The organism is Streptomyces sp. (assembly GCF_019510245.1).
Classification (GTDB): Bacteria; Actinomycetota; Actinomycetes; order Streptomycetales; family Streptomycetaceae; genus Streptomyces.
In genome coordinates this window covers 37,255-55,052 of record NZ_JAEKKT010000150.1, presented here as the reverse complement: position 1 = coordinate 55,052, position 17,798 = coordinate 37,255, and the positions used below count along the sequence as shown (strand labels likewise).

Here is a 17,798-nt window from a genome sequence, read left to right as displayed (position 1 = left end):
CCAGGTCAGCCGCGCCGGGCCACGAACGCCCTGGCCTCCGCCTCGTCGATCTCGTACACCGTCTCATGCGCCCGTGGATCTCGCGCATGGAAGGTGCGGAACATCGGGCCCGTCGGCCCGCCCGGCTCCACCAGCGAGGCCGGCGCTCAGCGGGCCGACGCTCAGCGTGCCGGGCGCCACATCCCGGTCACGGTCCGGCCGCCCGGCACGGTGATCTCGGCGCGCGGGGTGAAGCCGACACTCTCGTACCGCCGGTTGTTGACGGGGTTGGTGGACTCTAGACAGGCGGCCGCACCCACCGCGTCGAGATCGGCGGGGGTGGCCGGGCGGGAGGCGTCGCTCATGAGGTCGAAGGTAACGAGGAAGACCCAGGCCGAGAAGAGGCCCGTCCTCGTGGCGAGGACGGTACTGACGACACCCGCGGCGATCACAGCCCCGTAACGAAGTACGCACCGCAAGTGGGCCGGTCCCGCACCCCACTTGAGACGTTTCAGCAGGTCAGCAGCGCGCCCTGGGACCGGTCACGGGAGATACCCTCACAGGTTCCTGACGTCCCCCACAAGAACAGTCAGCCGCCGACCAGAGAGTCAAGCCGCCATGAAGCACGCGATACGCGCCCCGGGCGAACGCCGATGACCGGCCTGCTCAAGCAGTTGCGCGTCTCGCTCCTGATCACCCTCGGGATGTCCGTCTTCACCGCGGCGGGGCTCCTGCTGGTGGCACTGGTGCACGGCGACTTCCTCGCGACCCTGGGTGATCAGGCCGCGCGGGCGGCCGTCATGTGCACCTTCGTCGCCCTCGTCCACTCCGTGATCTACGGCGCGATGCACTTCGGACGCCCCGAGACCCGCGAGGCACGGGGCGCCTGGGCCGGGGTGGGGGTGCTGATGGTGCTCGACGTGGTCCCGCTGTTCGCGACGGTGCATGTCGTACTGGCCCTCATACCCCTCCTGGCCGCCGTCGGGGGCTGGGCCTTCGGGAGACACGCGGGCGCGACGGCGGACGCCGCGCCCTACGGCGCCCTGTTCTTCGGTGTCGCGTCCCTGCTCCTTCAGGGTGTGGTCGCCCTGGTCATGAGCATCGCGGGGTGGCTGTGACCGTCTCCGCGGACACCGCCGCCACCTGGGCCACCCTGCTGACGCTCGCCGGTCTGCCCGCGATCGGGTACGCGCTCTTCACCAGGCTCACCGGCCGGGGGCGCGGAGACGCTGCCCCTTGGCGGGTTCAGGACGATCCGACGACCTGGGTCGGGGCGGGTGCGGCGGTCGCGGGCCGTGTGCTGGCCGTGGTCGCCGTGGTCGGGGAGTGGGGCAGGGTGTTCGGCTTTCTGACGACGGCGTACGTGGGCGGGTGCGTGTCCTGCGCCTTCGTCTACACGTACGACACCTGGGTGCGCGCGGGCGAGCAGCGCCGGCGCGCCCTGCGCCCCGCGCTCCTGCTCGTGGTGCCCTACGCGGTCGCCCTCGGGTTCTTCGGCCGCATCGCCGGCTGACCCGAGGGCGGCCGGACGGGGTCAGCTCAGCGTCTTCAGCGCCGCCCCGTCGAACGGCTTCAGTTCGTCCGCGCGGCCGGCGAGGACCTTCGCCGCCCACTCCGGGTCCTGGAGGAGGGCGCGGCCGACGGCGACCATGTCGTACTCCTCGCGCTCCAGGCTGTCGAGGAGGTCGTCGATGCCCTTGGTGGCGGAGCCCTCGCCGGCGAAGGCCTTGAGGAACTCGCCGTCGAGGCCGACCGACCCGACGGTGATGGTGGGCCTGCCGGTGAGCTTCTTGGTCCAGCCGGCCAGGTTGAGGTCGGAGCCCTCGAACTCGGGGAGCCAGTAGCGGCGGGTCGAGGCGTGGAAGACGTCGACACCGGCGGCGGCCAGCGGGGTGAGGATCGCCTCCAGCTCCTCGGGGGTCTCCGCGAGGCGGGCGTCGTAGTTGTCGGACTTCCACTGCGAGTAGCGGAAGACGACCGGGAACTCCGGGGAGACGGAGTCGCGTACGGCGGCCACGATCTCCGCGGCGAACTTCGTACGGGCGACCGGGTCGCCGCCGTAGGCGTCGGTGCGGCGGTTGGTGCCCGCCCACAGGAACTGGTCGAGCAGGTAGCCGTGGGCGCCGTGCAGCTCGACGCCGTCGAAGCCGATGCGCTCGGCGGCGGCCGCGGCCTCGGCGAAGGCGCGGATCACGTCGTCCAGGTCCTGGAGGGTCATGGCCCTGCCCTCGCCCTCGGTGCCGTCCAGGCGGATGCCGGAGGGGCCGACGGCGGGGGCGTCCGCGACCGGCGGCTGGCCCTGCTTGCGGACCATGCCGATGTGCCACAGCTGCGGGACGATCGTGCCGCCGGCCGCGTGCACGCCCTCGGCGACCTTCGCCCAGCCCGCCAGCTGCTCCTCGCCGTGGAACCGCGGGACGCGGCTGCTCTGGCCGGCCGAGTCGTGACCGACGTACGTCCCCTCGGTGACGATCAGACCGACACCGGCGGCGGCCCGGCGCGAGTAGTACGAGACCACGTCCTCGCCGGGGACGCCGCCGGGGCTGAACTGGCGGGTCATCGGCGCCATCACGATCCGGTTGGGGACCGTGAGCCCGTTCAGGGCGATGGGGCGGGAGAGGATCTCGGCCGCGCGGGAGGCGGGGGGCGTGGTGACGGTCACGTGGGGGGCTCCTCGTGAGTAGGCCGGGTACCCGGGGGGTTCGCCCAGGTCTTATACCGTTCGGTATGTGCACACGCATCGAGTGCACGTATGTGGAAACGACCTGCCCCGGCGTACGCATTCCCCGCCCCGCACCCGCGCCGTGTGACCCCGGACACGGGCCGACGGCACCGTCCTCGTGCCGCACCGGCCAGGTGCGGATGCTGCTCCGCCGTCCCACGCACGGAGAGTCAGGCCTGCCAGTGGCCACGCAACCACCACAGCACCAGGCTGACGAGCCCCGAGCCGGCAGCACCCGCGGCACCCAGCGCCGCCTGCCGCGCGAGCCGTCGCCACCATGCCCTTCGCGTCGCACGCGGACGCTTGGTCCCTTCGGACCCGGAAACAGCCATCGCACTTCCTCCCGTTCAGGTTCAAGGCCTGCGCCCAAGGTCAGATCGTGGCCGACGCCGAGCCGCACTCAGGCCTCAAACGGCCCCGCGGGCGTTGCCGTTCTCATCGGCAGCGTTGCCGATGAGAACGGCAACGCCTTTTTGCCCAAGGCCAAGTCGGTACGCAGCGATACTGACCAAATGCGTGACGCTCAAGCACCCGCCCGCAGCGAGGAAGCCTCGGCCGACCCGGTCCAGCCTGTTCGGCTGGCCCCGCTGAAGGACGACCTGACACCCGAGAAGCGAGCACTCGCGGAGGACCTGCGGCAGATCTTCCTCGCCCTGGGGATCAGCGTGCGGCGCTATGCCGTGCGCAGGCATCTGGACGCGAGCACCGTGACGCGGTATCTCGGCGGCCGGGTTCCCCCGTGGGATTTCGTCGCGGGTCTGGTGGCAGATGTGCAGGAGGCGCAGAAACCGCTCACCCCGGAGGCCGAGGCCGGGCTGCGTGAACTGCACCGAGCGGCATCGAAGTCCAACCGGCACAGCAGTGAGACCCAGGAGCTCCAGGACCGGCTGGCGGAGGCCGACCACGAGGTCCGGCGCATCACCACCAGAGAACGGGCCCTGGCCGAGATACTGATGGACCGTGAGGGGCGGCTCGCCCGGGTGCGCGGCTGGTGCCGCAACCTGGAGGCACAGATAGAAGAGCAGGTGCTCGCCCACCAGGCCGAGGTCGCGTTGTGGCGCGGCGAGTACGCGCGGCTGGAGGAAGAGTGCGGCGACCTCCAGGAACAGGTGATCTACCTGCAGGAAGCCCTGGCGGTCACGCGCGCCGAACTGATCGCCGCCGAGGACCGCTGCCACCGGCTGGAGAGCCGGCTCGACACCCTCCAGGAACTGGCCGCAGAGCAGACCGGGAACGACGAGACGCCGTCGATCGTGGCCATGCTGGAGGAGGCGGACCGCCGGTCCTCGGTACCGGAGCTGGTGCGTGCGGTGGGAGACCTGGAGCAGCGCACCCGGCGGGCCATCGCGAGCGAGCTCGTGCGGTCGGCCAGCCAGTCACGCACGGTCGAGGAGGTGGCCGGTCTGCTGTCCGGCCTCCAGCAGGCGGGCTTCGACGCACATGCCCGGGCCGCCTTGCCGACCATGGTGATGATGCGCTCCGTGGACGACACCAGTGCGCTCGCCAGGGAGCTGATCCGCGAGGGGCTGGAGGAGTACGTACTGATCCTTGTGCAGGCGTCGGTGAAGTTCCACGATCCCGCCGACATCGCCGCCTTCGCGCAGGCTCTGCACCATGCCGGGCTCGCCGCGTACGCCGAGGGGCTGCTCGCGGCCGTGGCCGTCGTCCGCCCTGTCGCCGACGTTGTGTCGACAGCGGCGATGCTGGTGTCGGGGGAGCTGGACAGCGCGGCCGTCACCGCCCTGTCCGCCGCCGGAGCACAACGCGGGGTGGCCGACCTGGTCACGCTGAGCGTCGCACTGCGCGAAGCCTGCCTGGACGTGTTCGCGGACGCCGTCCAGCTGGCGGCAGCGGCTCAGCAGTCCGCGGCGGACGTGGCGGAGTTCGTCCACTCGCTGAGCCGACACGGCCTCACCCAGGACGCCGAGACCGTCTTCGACACCACGCAGAACCGCAATGTCGGGCATCTGATCCCGCTCGTCCTCGCCCTGCGGGACGACAGGGTCTGGTCGGTCCTGTCCCGTGCCGCGGCGTCGCGGTGGAGCGACGAGATCGCAGTCCTGATCAGCGAGCTGTACATGACAGGACGCCATCAGTTATCGACGAAGCTCCTGCTGCAGACCATCGCCGAGAGGCCGGACCCCCAGGTCCGAGAGCTGACCCGGGCCCTCGACGGCATGGCACCTGGTTCGGAGGCCGCGCTGCAGGCCGCGGTCAGATCGCTCTCACCGGACGACGCGGCACAGCTGCTCATCCGCATGGACGCCTATGGGCTCCCCGAACAGGCCGAAACCGTGTTCCGCTGCACCATGCACGACGAACTCGCCGGTCAGGCCGGGCAGTTCCTGGCCACACTGGCCCGCAAGAAGTCACGCTACGGCGACGAGTACGAGCTGTGCCAGCACGCCAGGGAGATGACACCGTCCGCGCTGGCTCCCCTACTGCTGGCCCTTGAGTCCGCCTCACTGACCGGGCACCTCGACGCAGTCATCCGAACGTACTGCACCGACTGCCCGATTCTGGACGTCGTCCTGCTCGCGAAGCGACTGGCCGCTGAAAAGCTCCTGGTCATGCGCGCCAACTGCGTGTTCGGAAAGATTGTCGAGCATATGGTCCGGACACGTTCCCTCGCCGACCTGTCGGGACTCGTCAGCGCCTTCCAGTCGGCAGGGCTCGACGTCCACGCCGGGCAGCTCGCCGAACAGGCGCTCAAGACACACGGTCGGCGCTTCCGGGCCATGCTGACGACAGAGCAGACCAAGCACGAGCAGAAGGTGATGTCCCGCGCGTTCTGGCGCCCCCTTCCCGAAGCCCGGCGTCGCGGACGAAGCGCGTAGCACGCCGAAGGGCGGCACCCCCTGCCGAACAGGGGGTGCCGCCCTCGGTGCTGCGTCAGGACGTCCGAGCCTCAGGCTCAGAAGTCCATGTCACCGCCCGGCATGCCGCCCGGAGCGGCCGCGGCGGCCTTCTCAGGCTTGTCGGCGATGACGGCCTCGGTGGTGAGGAACAGCGCGGCGATGGAGGCGGCGTTCTGCAGGGCAGAGCGGGTCACCTTCGCCGGGTCGATGATGCCCTCGGCGACCAGGTCGACGTACTCACCGGTCGCGGCGTTCAGGCCGTGACCCGGGGTGAGGTTGCGGACCTTCTCCACCACGACGCCACCCTCGAGGCCGGCGTTGACGGCGATCTGCTTCAGCGGGGCCTCGAGGGCGAGCTTCACGGCCTGTGCGCCGGTCGCCTCGTCACCCTCCAGCTCCAGCTTCTCGAAGACCTGGGAGGCCTGCAGCAGGGCCACGCCACCACCGGCGACGATGCCCTCCTCGACGGCCGCCTTGGCGTTGCGCACGGCGTCCTCGATGCGGTGCTTGCGCTCCTTGAGCTCGACCTCGGTCGCGGCACCGGCCTTGATGACGGCGACGCCACCGGCGAGCTTCGCCAGGCGCTCCTGGAGCTTCTCGCGGTCGTAGTCCGAGTCGGACTGCTCGATCTCGGCGCGGATCTGGTTGACCCGGCCCTGGACCTGCTCGGTGGAGCCGGCGCCGTCGACGATGGTGGTCTCGTCCTTGGTGATGACCACCTTGCGGGCGCGGCCCAGCAGGTCGAGGGTCGTGTTCTCCAGCTTGAGACCGACCTCCTCGGAGATGACCTCGCCACCGGTGAGGATGGCGATGTCGTTCAGCATCGCCTTGCGGCGGTCGCCGAAGCCCGGGGCCTTGACGGCGACGGACTTGAAGGTGCCGCGGATCTTGTTGACGACCAGGGTCGACAGGGCCTCGCCCTCGACGTCCTCGGCGATGATCAGCAGCGGCTTGCCCGACTGCATGACCTTCTCCAGCAGCGGGAGCAGGTCCTTGACGGAGCCGATCTTCGAGTTGGCGATCAGGATGTACGGGTCGTCGAGGGACGCCTCCATACGCTCCATGTCGGTGGCGAAGTACGCCGAGATGTAGCCCTTGTCGAAGCGCATGCCCTCGGTGAGCTCCAGCTCCAGACCGAAGGTCTGGGACTCCTCGACGGTGATGACGCCTTCCTTGCCGACCTTGTCCATGGCCTCGGCGATGAGCTCGCCGATCTGGGTGTCGGCGGCGGAGATGGAGGCCGTGGAGGCGATCTGCTCCTTGGTCTCGACGTCCTTCGCCTGCTCCAGGAGGGCACCGGAGACGGCCTCGACGGCCTTCTCGATACCGCGCTTCAGGGCCATCGGGTTGGCACCCGCGGCCACGTTGCGCAGGCCCTCGCGGACCAGGGCCTGGGCGAGAACGGTCGCGGTGGTCGTACCGTCACCGGCGACGTCGTCCGTCTTCTTGGCGACTTCCTTGACCAGCTCGGCGCCGATCTTCTCGTACGGGTCCTCCAGCTCGATCTCCTTGGCGATGGACACACCATCGTTGGTGATCGTGGGGGCGCCCCACTTCTTCTCAAGGACGACGTTGCGGCCCTTGGGGCCGAGGGTGACCTTGACGGCGTCGGCGAGCTGGTTCATACCGCGCTCAAGGCCGCGCCGCGCCTCCTCGTCGAACGCGATGATCTTGGCCATGTGAAGTGGTCCCTCCAGGACTGGGGGTGAGTCTTCGGACCGCGCCCGCGCCCGCGACGGACGGCTCGCCGACCCGTGGGTTCCTTGCCCCACCCGGCCTGCGGGCCTCACCGACCCGGTCCTTCGTTGTCACTCTCACCTTCAGAGTGCTAACGCCAATGATTAGCACTCGCCCACCGAGAGTGCAAGGCGCGCTCGCGAAGCGAGTGCTCGTTGAGGGGTGGCGGTCGGGTGACGGGCGGGCGCAGGCGCCTGCCGGGCATCGGCCGCCGGAGTCAGGCCTCCCGGGCGTGCGCCAGGCATGCGCCGGCCATGCGCCGGGCATGCCGAAGGGCCCGCGCCCCGGGAGGCACGAGCCCTTCGAAGAAGTACAGAAGAACGACGCTGTCAGTCGGCGCGTGCTTCAGCCGGTCGCCAGCCGGACCATGTCCGCCTGCGGCCCCTTCTGGCCCTGCGAGATCTCGAAATCGACCCGCTGACCCTCTTCCAGGGTGCGGTAGCCGTCCATCTGAATCGCGCTGTAGTGGACGAAAACATCCGCACCACCGTCGACCGCGATGAAGCCGTACCCCTTCTCCGCGTTGAACCACTTGACGGTGCCCTGAGCCATGCCTAACTCCCCTATTACTGGCCCTTGCACAGATCCACACTTCGCGGATCCGGGTCAGACCTCACCCCCCATTGGTTGGGGGCGTGCGCCGGAACGCGTCGACCGCGGCTGAATGTATCTGTCCAACTGCCGTCTGCAACAGGTCAATCGGACGAGAATTCTGGACGGAAGGGGTCCGGAATGTAGCAAGAATTCGGCCGAATTCAGGGCAAGTCGGGCCCCGCAAAGGCCACAAAAGCCGCATACAACCCGCACACTTTGGCTACTTCTTGCCGGGCTCGCGGTATCGAATACGGGGCTCCCGACCTGGAGATCGGGGCCGTGTTCCCCAACTCTACCGCGCTCAACCACACAGAATTGCCCCCTCCGCTTCTCTCACGGAGGGGGCAATCAGATGAACAGTCGGTGATCGGCGTTACCGAAGGTAATGTTCGGTCATTCGATCAGCCTGTCAAGCAGGTCGGCAGGTCAGCCGCCCGCGACGGCCGGGATGATGGAGACGCCGGCGCCGTCCGGGGTGGCGGTCTCCAGGCCCTGCTCGAACCGCACGTCGTCGTCGTTGACGTACACGTTGACGAACCGGCGCAGCTTGCCCTGGTCGTCGAGGACGCGCGCGGAGATCCCGGTGTGGTTCTTCTCCAGGTCGGAGATGACTTCGCCGAGGGTGGCTCCTTCGGCGGCGACTTCGGCCTGACCGCCGGTGTAGGTGCGCAGGATGGTGGGGATGCGAACGGTGACGCTCACGTTTTTACCTCCGGTCTGGGCAACGCCCTAATTCTCGGGGACTCAGGCGAGCCCGGCCTCGCGGAAAGACTCCAGATTCGGGCGAATGGTGGCGGTGAGCCCGGTCCCGGCAACCGCGTCCAGCGTCTTCAGGCCATCACCGGTGTTGAGTACAACGACCGACTTCGCCGGATCAATCAACCCATTCTCAATGAGCTTTTTGGTGACTCCAACCGTCACCCCGCCGGCGGTTTCCGCGAAGATTCCCTCGGTCCGCGCGAGCAGTTTGATGGCGTCGACGACTTGCTCGTCGGTGACGTCCTCCACCGCGCCGCCGGTGCGCCGCGCGACGTCGAGGACGTACGGCCCGTCGGCCGGGTTGCCGATGGCCAGCGACTTGGCGATGGTGTTCGGCTTCTGCGGGCGGACCACGTCGTGGCCCTCCTTGTAGGCCACCGACACCGGCGAGCACCCCTCGGCCTGGGCACCGAAGATCTTGTACGGCTTGTCCTCGACGAGACCGAGCTTGATCAGCTCCTGCAGACCCTTGTCGATCTTCGTGAGCTGCGAGCCCGAGGCGATCGGGATGACCAGCTGGTCCGGGATCTCCCAGCCGAGCTGCTCGCAGATCTCGTACGCCAGGGTCTTGGAGCCCTCCGCGTAGTACGGCCGCAGGTTGACGTTGACGAAGCCCCAGCCCTCGCCGGCCGAGTCGCCGATCAACTCGGAGCAGAAACGGTTCACGTCGTCGTAGTTGCCCTCGATGCCGACGAGTTCGCCGCCGTAGATCGCGGCCATGACGACCTTGCCCTGCTCCAGGTCGTGCGGGATGAACACGCAGGAACGGAAGCCGGCCCGGGCGGCGGCGGCGCCGACCGCGCCGGCCAGGTTGCCCGTGGAGGAGCAGGAGAGGGTGGTGTAGCCGAAGGCGCGGGCGGCCTCGACGGCCTGGGCGACGACGCGGTCCTTGAAGGAGTGCGTCGGGTTGCCGGAGTCGTCCTTCACGTACAGCCCGCCGGTCACCCCGAGCTCGCGGGCCAGGTTGTCGGCCTTGACGAGCTTGGTCCAGCCGGGGTTGATGTTCGGCTTGGTGGCCACGTCCGCGGGGACGGGCAGCAGCGGCGCGTAGCGCCAGATGTTCGCGGGACCCGCTTCGATCCGCTTGCGGAGCTCCTCGGTGTCGTAGGCCGAGAAGTCGTACGCGATCTCCAGCGGGCCGAAACACTCCTCGCAGGCGAACACCGGGCCGAGCGGCACGCGGTGACCGCACTCGCGGCAGCTGAGGGCAGCGGCGGGACCGAGGTCGACGGTGGAATCCGTGGTGCTTGCAACAGTCTGCACAGCCATGTGAGGCGAGGCCCTTTCTCCTCATCTTCCTCACGACGCATCTCGCCGTGAGACGGATTTGGCACCTTCCCTAGCCGGGAGCCTCGCGGACGATCGACACTGATCGGCGATCTACGAGAACCGACTGGAGGGTTGCCGGGGCTTCATCGGGCCGTTTCCCTCTGCCCCTCTGGATGAGCTGTATGCGGTTGTCAACGGCCGGTGACCCCAGGACATGCGATGGTCATCGGCGCTGTTCAAGACTGTAACCGAAGGCCAGGACAGTTGAGAGAGTCGTCCGAACCGCGAGATGGATCACACCTCGTCGTGTGACCGTGACAGTGAGGAGCCGCTGACCGTGCTGGAAGAAGTCGAGCGCTGGCTGGCCACCCGCTCCTGGTCCGTATCCGATCGTCCCCTGCACCGGGTCATGGCCGCCAAACGGTCCTCCGGGCAGACGGTCAGCGTCGTGCTGCCCGCGCTCAACGAGGAGGAGACCGTCGGCGACATCGTCGCGATCATCCGCCACGACCTCATGCAGCAGGTGCCGCTCGTCGACGAGATCGTGGTCGTCGACTCCGGCTCCACCGACCGCACGGCCGCCGTCGCCGCGGCGGCCGGCGCCCGCGTCGTGCACCGCGACGCGATCCTGCCCCGCATCCCCGCCGTGCCCGGCAAGGGCGAGGTCCTCTGGCGCTCCCTCCTGGTCACCACCGGGGACATCGTCTGCTTCGTCGACGCCGACCTGCGCGAGTTCTCCTCCGACTTCGTCACCGGCATCGTCGGCCCGCTCCTCACCGACCCGGACGTGGACCTGGTCAAGGCGATGTACGACCGCCCGCTCGGCGGCGCCGCCGGACAGGGCGGCCGGGTCACCGAGCTGATGGCCCGTCCGCTGCTGAACATGCACTGGCCCCAGCTGGCCGGCTTCGTCCAGCCGCTCGGCGGCGAGTACGCGGCCCGCCGCTCGCTGCTGGAACAGCTCCCCTTCCCGGTCGGCTACGGCGTGGAGCTGGGCATGCTGGTCGACGCCCTGCACCTGGTCGGCCTCGACGCCCTCGCCCAGGTGGACGTCGGCGTCCGCAAGCACCGCCACCAGGACGGCCAGGCCCTCGGCCGGATGTCCGCCGCGATCTACCGCACGGCGCAGCTCCGGCTGGCCCGCGGCCATCTGATCCGCCCCTCCCTCACCCAGTTCGAACGGGGCGAGGACGGCTTCGAACCGCGCACGTACTCCGTGGACACGGAGGAACGGCCCCCGATGGTGGAGATCGCGGAGTACGCCGAACGCAAGGTGGCGTGACTTCGCCGTACGGCCGTATACGGCGGCGCGTCGGGCGCGGCCGTACGTTTGAGCGTTTACGAGCCGGGCTAGGTTGTGGCGTATGGCTTTCCCCATGGCTTCCACCGGCGGTGCCGAGGTGCTGGTCGCCTCGAACCGCGGCCCGGTCTCCTACCAGCTGCGCGAAGACGGTTCGCTGCACGCCAGACGGGGCGGCGGCGGACTGGTATCAGGGCTGTCGGCCATCGGGCCGGACGCGAACGCGGTCTGGGTCTGCGCGGCCCTGGGCGACGGTGACCGGGAGGCGGTACGGCGGGCCGAGGGCGGCAGGCTGCCGGCCGGGGAGACCGGCGGGCAGCAGGTCCGGATGCTCGACATCGACGCGGACGTGTTCGCCGACGCCTACAACGGCATCGCGAACTCGGTCCTCTGGTTCGTCCACCACATGCTCTACCAGACCCCGCTGGAGCCGGTCTTCGACGCGGAGTTCCGGCGGCAGTGGGCTTCGTACCAGGCCTACAACCGCGCCTTCGCGGAAGCGCTGGCGCAGGAGGCCGGGCAGGGGGCGGTGGTGGTCATCCAGGACTACCACCTGGCACTGGCCCCGCGGATGCTCCGCCGGCTCCGCCCCGACCTGCGCATCGGCCACTTCTCCCACACCCCCTGGGCACCGCCGGACTACTTCCGGCTCCTGCCCGACGACATCGCGGCGGAGCTGCTGAGCGGGATCCTGGGCGCCGATCACGCGGCGTTCCTGACGCGACGGTGGGCGGACGCGTTCGTCGACTGCTGTCACGCGGTGCTCGGCCCGGGGATCCCGGCCGCCGATCCGTCGTCCGGCGGCACCCGGATCGGGGTGCACGGGCTGGGGGCCGACGCGGACTTCCTGCGGAAGCGCTCGCACGAACCGGACGTCGGCGAGCGGATGGCCGCTCTTCGGGAGGAGATCGGGGAAGGTCGGAAGACGATCGTCCGGGTCGACCGGACGGAGCTGTCGAAGAACATCGTGCGGGGCCTGCTGGCGTACCGGCAGCTGCTCGACGACCACCCCGAGTGGCGGGAGCGGGTGGTGCATGTCGCGTTCGCGTATCCGTCGCGGCAGGACCTCGCCGTCTACCGGGACTACACCGCGGAAGTGCAGCGGGTGGCCGACGAGATCAACGCCGCCTACGGGACGCCCGGTTGGACGCCGGTGGTCCTGCACGTCAAGGACGACTTCGCACGCTCGCTCGCGGCGTACCGGCTGGCCGACGTGGCGCTCGTGAACCCGATCCGGGACGGCATGAACCTGGTCGCCAAGGAGATTCCCGTGGTGTCGGACGAGGGGTGTGTGCTCGTGCTGTCGCGGGAGGCCGGGGCGTACGAGGAGCTGGGCGAGGACGCGCTGGTCGTGAACCCGTACGACATCGGGGGGACGGCCGAAGCGCTGGCGCTGGCGCTGGCCATGCCGGTGGACGAGCGGGCGGAGCGGTGCAAGAGGCTCGCCGAGGCGGCTACGGCGTTGCCGCCGGCGGCCTGGTTTCTTGAGCAGTTGGGGGCGTTGGGCGGGTAGCCCCGGTAGAGATTCGGCTGCGGGGCGGTGGGGGCTGGTCGCGCAGTTCCTCCCCCAGCCTTCGGCCGGGGTACCCCCAGCGCCCCTACGGGGCGCTCAGAGCTGCCAGGCTTCTCAGCAGGCGTACTACCCCTTCCGGGCCTTCCACCACCAGGTCGGAGCGGTCCGCCAACTCCGTGACCTCCTCGCTGCCGCTGCATACCAGCAGGCCCGGGATGCCCTCCTCGCGAAGTTTCTCCACGGCGGCGAAGGCGGGGATGTCGCCCAGGTCGTCGCCGACGTAGAGGATCGCGCCGGCGTTGATGTGCCGTGCGTACTCGCGCAGGGCCACGCCCTTGTCCATGCCCGGGGGGCGGAGTTCCAGGACGAGGCGGCCCGGTTCGACGATCAGGGCGTGCTGGGTGGCCAGGTCGGTGAGGGGGGCGCGGAGGGTTTCGAAGGTGGCTTGGGGGTCGGGGGCGCGGCGGGTGTGGACCGCGATCGCCCGGCCCTTCTCCTCGATCCAGGTGCCCTGGGAGGCACCGGCCCGGTCGAGGAGGGCGGGGAGTCCGGCGCGGACGGCGGCGATGCCGGGGTGCGGGGGCGGTGCGGTGAGCTCGCCGGTCGCCGCGTCCCAGCGTTCGGCGCCGTAGTGCCCGAGGACGACGAGGTGTTCCAGACCGGGCACGCCCGCGAAGCCGCCGTAGCGGACGGCCACCTCGGCCGGGCGGCCGGTGACGACGGCGACGGCGGCCACCTTCGGCGCGAGCGCGGCCAGCACCGGTACGGCGTCCGGGTGGGCCCGCGCCTGCTCGGGGTCGGCGACGATCGGCGCGAGCGTCCCGTCGAAGTCGAGACCGACCAGGGCGGAGCCGGGCCGCGAGACAAGCGCAGCAAGGCCGTCACGCCCGGCCGGGGTCCGCGGCGTCGGGAGGGGTTCCGTGATGTGGGTTCCCATGAGCCGACACTATCCGAGCAACGCCCCGTGAAGCGCCCCGCAAGGGGCGCGGGGAACTGCGCGAGACCCCCCCACCGGCGTACAGATCCAAACGCGCCCTTCAGGGGCGCGGGGAACTGCGCGAGAAGCCCCCACCGGCGTGCAGATCCAGACCGCCGATGGGGGTCGAAGGGGGCGCAGCCCCCTGGAGGATGGGACGGGTAAGGGCGGCGGGGGCGCAGATCCCCCGGCTCAGCGTTCCGAGCGGCGCGCCTCCCGCACGCGCCGCAGCCGGTTCACCGTCACCGGATCATGGGCCAGAGCCCGCTCGTCGTCCAGCAGCGCGTTCAGCAGCTGGTAATAGCGCACCGGCGCCAGGCCCAGTTCCTCGCGTATCGCGCGTTCCTTCGCGCCGGGGCTGGGAAAGCCCCGGCGTTCGAGGGCGAGGACGGCCTGCTCGCGCTCGCCCAGTTCTTGCCGGTCCATGCCGAGAACGGTAACGCTCAGCCGGTCCCGCTCGTACGGCTGTCGGCCGTCGCCGCCTCGGCCTGGATCCGGGTGAGGACGCCGGTCGGATCACCGGTCGGGCTCACCGCCGTACCGATCTGCTTCTTGATGTCGGCGCTGATCGCGGCCCAGGAGGTCTTGCCCGCGGGGTAGAGCTCCGAGGTGGGCAGCTGCTCCAGGAAGGGCCGCAGCTGCCTGTCCTCGGTCCGCGTGGAGTCGGTCATCGTCTGGGAGGCGGAGGTGGTGACGGGCAGCAGGCCGTACTCACGGGAGAAGGCGAGGACGTTCTTCTCGCTGTAGACGTAGTTCAGGAAGTCGCCGACCTGCTTGGCGTGGCCGTTCTGCCGGAACGCCGCCATCCAGTCGGTGACGCCCATGGACGCCGTGCGGGTGCTCTGGCCGGCGCGGGCCGGCATCGGGACCGCGCCGAACTTCACGCCCTTCTTCTCGGCCTGCTTGATCAGCGTGGGGTGGCCGTTGAGCATGCCGACCTGGCCGTCGGCGAAGGCGGCGAACGCGGCCGCGCGGTTCAGCTTGCCCGGGGCCACCGGGCCGGTCAGGCCCTTGCCGACCAGGTCGTCCTTGAGCCAGGTGAGGGTGTCGATGTTCTGCGAGGAGTCGATCGTGTACGTGCCGGTGTCGTCGGTGTAGCCGCTGCCGCCGCTGAGCAGCCACTGCATGGTCTCGGCCTGTGCCTCCTCGGGGCCGAGCGGCAGCGCGTACGGGTACTTCACGCCGGCCGCCTTGAGCGCCTTCGCGTCGGCTTCGAGCTCGTCCCAGGTGGTGGGCGGGGTGGTGATGCCGGCCTGGGAGAAGAGGGTCTTGTTGTAGAAGAGGACGCGCGTGGAGGCGGCGAAGGGTATGCCGTACTGCGCGTGGTTCCACTGGCCCGCCTCGGCGAGCTGGGAGGGGAAGTCGGCCTGGACCGGGATGGAGAGCAGGTCACCGGCCTCGTACAGCTTGCCGGCGGCCGCGTAGTCGGCGTACGCGCCGATCTGGGCCAGGTCGGGGGCCTTGCCGGCGGCGACCATGTCCTTGACCTTGCGGTCGACGTCGTTCCACGAGTAGACGGTGACGTCGACCTTCACGTCGGAGTGCTGCGCCTCGTACGCCGCGGCCAGCTTGTCCCAGTACTTCTGGGAGCTGTTGGCGGCGGAGTCCCCGTAGTCGGCGGCGACGAGTCTGAGGGTGACGTCCGAGGATCCCGTCGTCCCACACCCACCGAGAACCGCCGTCATGCCCGTTGCGGACACCACCGCGATCATTCCTGCCCTACGCCGCCGCACGTCTACTGCCCCTGTCTAACTGTCTCGCCGTTCAATATGTGGACCCATAAGGTCTACACCACGCAAGTGGACTAGACCTCTTGCGGGTAGACGGGCCACACTGTTCCCGTGAGACATGTCATCGCCCTGGACGTGGGCGGCACCGGAATGAAGGCCGCGCTGGTCGGCCCGGACGGCGAGCTGCTCCACCGGGACCGCCGGGCGACCGGCCGGGACCGCGGCCCCGACGCCGTCGTCACCGCCATCCTCGACTTCGCCGCCGAGCTGCGCGCGTACGGCGAGCAACACCTCGGCGAGCCGGCGTCCGCGGCCGGCCTCGCGGTCCCCGGAATCGTGGACGAGCAGGCCGGCGTCGCGGTCTACGCGGCCAACCTCGGCTGGCGCGACGTCCCGCTGCGCGCCCTCCTCGCCGACCGCCTCGGCATCCCGGTCGCCCTCGGCCACGACGTCCGCACCGGCGCCCTGGCCGAGGGCAGGCTCGGCGCGGGCCGGGGCGCGGACCGCTTCTTCTTCGTGGCCCTCGGCACCGGGATCGCCGGCGGCTTCGGCCTGGACGGCCGGGTGGAGCCGGGCGCGCACGGCTTCGCGGGCGAGATCGGCCATGTCGTCGTACGGCCGCAGGGCGCCCCCTGTCCGTGCGGGCAGCGCGGCTGTCTGGAGCGGTACGCGTCGGCGGCCGCGGTGAGCGAGGCGTGGGCGAAGGCGGCCGGCGACCCGGACGCGGACGCGGCGGACTGCGCGAAGGTCGTCACGTCCGGCGACCCGAACGCCGTCCGGGTCTGGGGCGAGGCGGTGGCCGCCCTGGCCGACGGCCTGGTCACGGCCCTCACCCTGCTGGACCCACGTGTCCTCATCATCGGCGGCGGCCTGGCGGAGGCGGGGGACGTGCTGTTCGAGCCCCTGCGGGAGGCGGTGGAGCGCCGGGTGACCTTCCAGAAGCTCCCTGCGATCGTCCCGGCCGAACTGGGAGACACGGCCGGGTGTCTGGGCGCGGGCCTGCTCGCCCAGGACTTGTTGAAGACGACGACTACTGCGGAGGTAACCCCTTGATGGCTGCGAAAGAGCCGCACAACAGCGCCCCTTCAGGGGCGCGGGGAACTGCGCGACCAGCCACACCGCTCCCGCAGCCGGGGTCTGACGGACTGGTCCTCTCCGGTGCCCGAACAGTCCTCCCCACCGGAGTCGTGGAAGATGCCCGACTCTCGGTCGAGGGCACCCGGATCACCGCCAGCCCCTCCGAGAACGCCCCCCTCATCGACCTCACCGGCCACTGGCTCCTCCCCGGCTTCGTCGACATCCACAACCACGGCGGCGGCGGAGCCTCCTTCAGCTCCGGCACCGCGGAGCAGATCCTCACCGGCGTCCACACACACCGCCTGCACGGCACCACCACCCTCGTCGCCTCCACCGTCACCGACGACATGGACGTCCTCGCCCGCCAGGCCGGTCTCCTCTCCGAGCTCGCCGAGCAGGGCGACGTCGCCGGCATCCACTTCGAAGGCCCCTTCATCTCCCCGTGCCGCAAGGGCGCCCACTCCGAGGCGCTGCTGCGGGACCCGGACCCGGCGGAGGTCCGCAAGCTGCTCGACGCGGCGCGCGGGCACGCGAAGATGGTCACGCTCGCCACCGAACTCCCCGGCGGCATCGAGTCGGTACGGCTGCTCGCGGAGCACGGCGTGATCGCCGCCGTCGGCCACACGGACGCGACGTACGAGCAGACGGTGGAGGCGATCGACGCGGGCGCCACGGTCGCCACCCACCTGTACAACGCGATGCCGCAGATCGGCCACCGCGCGCCCGGCCCGATCGCCGCGCTCCTCGAGGACGGGCGGGTGACGGTCGAGCTGATCAACGACGGCACGCACCTGCACCCCGCCGCCCTGCAGCTCGCCTTCCACCACGCGGGTCCGGACCGGGTCGCGTTCATCACGGACGCGATGGACGCGGCCGGCGGCGGTGACGGCCGCTTCCTCCTCGGCCCCCTGGAGGTCGAGGTCACCGACGGGGTGGCCCGGCTCGTGGACGGCGGTGCCATCGCCGGTTCCACGCTGACGCTGGACCGCGCGCTGCGGCGGGCGGTCACCGTCGACAGGCTCCCCGTCGAGCACGCCGTCGCCGCCCTGTCCGCCAACCCGGCGCGGCTGCTGGGCCTCTACGACCGCGTCGGCTCCCTGGAGCCCGGCAAGGACGCCGACCTGCTCGTCCTGGACGCGGACTTCACGCTGAAGGGCGTGATGCGCAAGGGCGAGTGGGTGGTGGCACCCGAACTGCCGTGACCACGACCATCTCTTGGGAGACGGCGACCTAGGCCGGTCGCCGTCTCTTTGACATGATCGTGCCCCCAAACCGACGGCACGG

At 70.3% G+C, this 17,798-nt stretch carries 16 protein-coding genes and 1 riboswitch; of the genes, 7 read left to right on the top strand and 9 right to left on the bottom strand.

Going from position 1 to position 17,798, the window contains the following annotated elements:
* Window positions 1-161 precede the first annotated feature (161 nt).
* Window positions 162-344, bottom strand: a complete 183-nt coding sequence (locus tag JF597_RS27175; protein ID WP_294001223.1) for a hypothetical protein — start codon at window positions 342-344, stop codon at window positions 162-164.
* 288 nt (window positions 345-632) lie between these two features.
* Here JF597_RS27175 and JF597_RS27170 point away from each other — a divergent pair, with 288 nt between their 5' ends.
* Window positions 633-1,097 (top strand): hypothetical protein, encoded by a 465-nt coding sequence (locus JF597_RS27170; RefSeq protein ID WP_294001220.1) that lies wholly within the window; start codon window positions 633-635, stop codon window positions 1,095-1,097.
* Window positions 1,088-1,492, top strand: coding sequence for a hypothetical protein (locus JF597_RS27165; protein ID WP_294001217.1), 405 nt, complete (start codon window positions 1,088-1,090; stop codon window positions 1,490-1,492). The genes JF597_RS27170 and JF597_RS27165 overlap by 10 nt, the downstream gene beginning before the upstream one ends.
* Window positions 1,493-1,513: 21 nt before the next feature.
* Here JF597_RS27165 and JF597_RS27160 read toward each other — a convergent pair whose 3' ends face one another.
* Window positions 1,514-2,641: an NADH:flavin oxidoreductase gene (locus JF597_RS27160; protein WP_294001214.1), complete on the bottom strand. Its 1,128-nt coding sequence runs from the start codon at window positions 2,639-2,641 to the stop codon at window positions 1,514-1,516.
* A gap of 572 nt (window positions 2,642-3,213) precedes the next feature.
* Here JF597_RS27160 and JF597_RS27155 point away from each other — a divergent pair.
* The gene (locus JF597_RS27155; RefSeq protein WP_294001211.1) at window positions 3,214-5,538 is read left to right on the top strand and encodes an ATP/GTP-binding protein; all 2,325 of its coding nucleotides are present in this window, start codon (window positions 3,214-3,216) and stop codon (window positions 5,536-5,538) included.
* Between the two features lie 77 nt (window positions 5,539-5,615).
* On the opposite strand, the gene groL is transcribed toward JF597_RS27155, so the two are convergent.
* The 4 genes from groL to thrC form a co-directional block, all read right to left on the bottom strand.
* Window positions 5,616-7,238, bottom strand: a complete 1,623-nt coding sequence (groL, locus tag JF597_RS27150) for a chaperonin GroEL (protein WP_294001208.1) — start codon at window positions 7,236-7,238, stop codon at window positions 5,616-5,618.
* A gap of 403 nt (window positions 7,239-7,641) precedes the next feature.
* A complete protein-coding gene (locus tag JF597_RS27145) occupies window positions 7,642-7,848 on the bottom strand; it encodes a cold-shock protein (RefSeq protein WP_007493268.1) in 207 nt (68 codons plus the stop codon).
* A gap of 468 nt (window positions 7,849-8,316) precedes the next feature.
* On the bottom strand, window positions 8,317-8,592 hold the full coding sequence (locus tag JF597_RS27140; protein ID WP_294001193.1) for a ubiquitin-like small modifier protein 1: 276 nt from the start codon (window positions 8,590-8,592) through the stop codon (window positions 8,317-8,319).
* Between the two features lie 42 nt (window positions 8,593-8,634).
* Window positions 8,635-9,918 (bottom strand): threonine synthase, encoded by a 1,284-nt coding sequence (gene thrC, locus JF597_RS27135; protein ID WP_294001190.1) that lies wholly within the window; start codon window positions 9,916-9,918, stop codon window positions 8,635-8,637.
* Between the two features lie 18 nt (window positions 9,919-9,936).
* A riboswitch (SAM riboswitch) is annotated at window positions 9,937-10,098 on the bottom strand.
* Between the two features lie 157 nt (window positions 10,099-10,255).
* On the opposite strand from thrC, the gene JF597_RS27130 reads away from it, so the two are divergent.
* Window positions 10,256-11,200, top strand: coding sequence for a glucosyl-3-phosphoglycerate synthase (locus JF597_RS27130; RefSeq protein ID WP_294001188.1), 945 nt, complete (start codon window positions 10,256-10,258; stop codon window positions 11,198-11,200).
* 94 nt (window positions 11,201-11,294) lie between these two features.
* A complete protein-coding gene (locus JF597_RS27125; protein WP_294001185.1) occupies window positions 11,295-12,731 on the top strand; it encodes a trehalose-6-phosphate synthase in 1,437 nt (478 codons plus the stop codon).
* Between the two features lie 85 nt (window positions 12,732-12,816).
* Here JF597_RS27125 and otsB read toward each other — a convergent pair whose 3' ends face one another.
* The 3 genes from otsB to JF597_RS27110 form a co-directional block, all read right to left on the bottom strand.
* The gene (otsB, locus tag JF597_RS27120) at window positions 12,817-13,668 is read right to left on the bottom strand and encodes a trehalose-phosphatase (RefSeq protein WP_294001182.1); all 852 of its coding nucleotides are present in this window, start codon (window positions 13,666-13,668) and stop codon (window positions 12,817-12,819) included.
* 231 nt (window positions 13,669-13,899) lie between these two features.
* Window positions 13,900-14,133 carry a DUF3263 domain-containing protein gene (locus JF597_RS27115; RefSeq protein ID WP_294001179.1) on the bottom strand — a complete coding sequence of 78 codons (234 nt, stop codon included), beginning with the start codon at window positions 14,131-14,133 and terminating at the stop codon, window positions 13,900-13,902.
* A 17-nt stretch (window positions 14,134-14,150) separates the two neighbouring features.
* On the bottom strand, window positions 14,151-15,419 hold the full coding sequence (locus JF597_RS27110) for an extracellular solute-binding protein (protein WP_294001307.1): 1,269 nt from the start codon (window positions 15,417-15,419) through the stop codon (window positions 14,151-14,153).
* Window positions 15,420-15,548: 129 nt separating this feature from the next.
* Between JF597_RS27110 and JF597_RS27105 the strand changes: the two genes are divergently transcribed.
* On the top strand, window positions 15,549-16,490 hold the full coding sequence (locus JF597_RS27105) for an ROK family protein (RefSeq protein WP_294001177.1): 942 nt from the start codon (window positions 15,549-15,551) through the stop codon (window positions 16,488-16,490).
* Window positions 16,490-17,716 (top strand): N-acetylglucosamine-6-phosphate deacetylase, encoded by a 1,227-nt coding sequence (gene nagA / locus JF597_RS27100; RefSeq protein WP_294001174.1) that lies wholly within the window; start codon window positions 16,490-16,492, stop codon window positions 17,714-17,716. Before JF597_RS27105 ends, nagA begins: the two co-directional genes overlap by 1 nt.
* The last annotated feature ends 82 nt before the right edge of the window (window positions 17,717-17,798 follow it).

Bases quoted from the DNA above. Each gene is read 5' to 3' on its own strand.
- JF597_RS27175 (WP_294001223.1), bottom strand. From the start codon at position 344: ATGAGCGACGCCTCCCGCCCGGCCACCCCCGCCGATCTCGACGCGGTG.
- JF597_RS27170 (WP_294001220.1), top strand. From the start codon at position 633: ATGACCGGCCTGCTCAAGCAGTTGCGCGTCTCGCTCCTGATCACCCTC.
- JF597_RS27145 (WP_007493268.1), bottom strand. From the start codon at position 7,848: ATGGCTCAGGGCACCGTCAAGTGGTTCAACGCGGAGAAGGGGTACGGC.
- JF597_RS27155 (WP_294001211.1), top strand. From the start codon at position 3,214: ATGCGTGACGCTCAAGCACCCGCCCGCAGCGAGGAAGCCTCGGCCGAC.
- groL (WP_294001208.1), bottom strand. From the start codon at position 7,238: ATGGCCAAGATCATCGCGTTCGACGAGGAGGCGCGGCGCGGCCTTGAG.
- JF597_RS27115 (WP_294001179.1), bottom strand. From the start codon at position 14,133: ATGGACCGGCAAGAACTGGGCGAGCGCGAGCAGGCCGTCCTCGCCCTC.
- thrC (WP_294001190.1), bottom strand. From the start codon at position 9,918: ATGGCTGTGCAGACTGTTGCAAGCACCACGGATTCCACCGTCGACCTC.
- JF597_RS27125 (WP_294001185.1), top strand. From the start codon at position 11,295: ATGGCTTCCACCGGCGGTGCCGAGGTGCTGGTCGCCTCGAACCGCGGC.
- otsB (WP_294001182.1), bottom strand. From the start codon at position 13,668: ATGGGAACCCACATCACGGAACCCCTCCCGACGCCGCGGACCCCGGCC.
- JF597_RS27110 (WP_294001307.1), bottom strand. From the start codon at position 15,419: ATGATCGCGGTGGTGTCCGCAACGGGCATGACGGCGGTTCTCGGTGGG.
- nagA (WP_294001174.1), top strand. From the start codon at position 16,490: ATGGCTGCGAAAGAGCCGCACAACAGCGCCCCTTCAGGGGCGCGGGGA.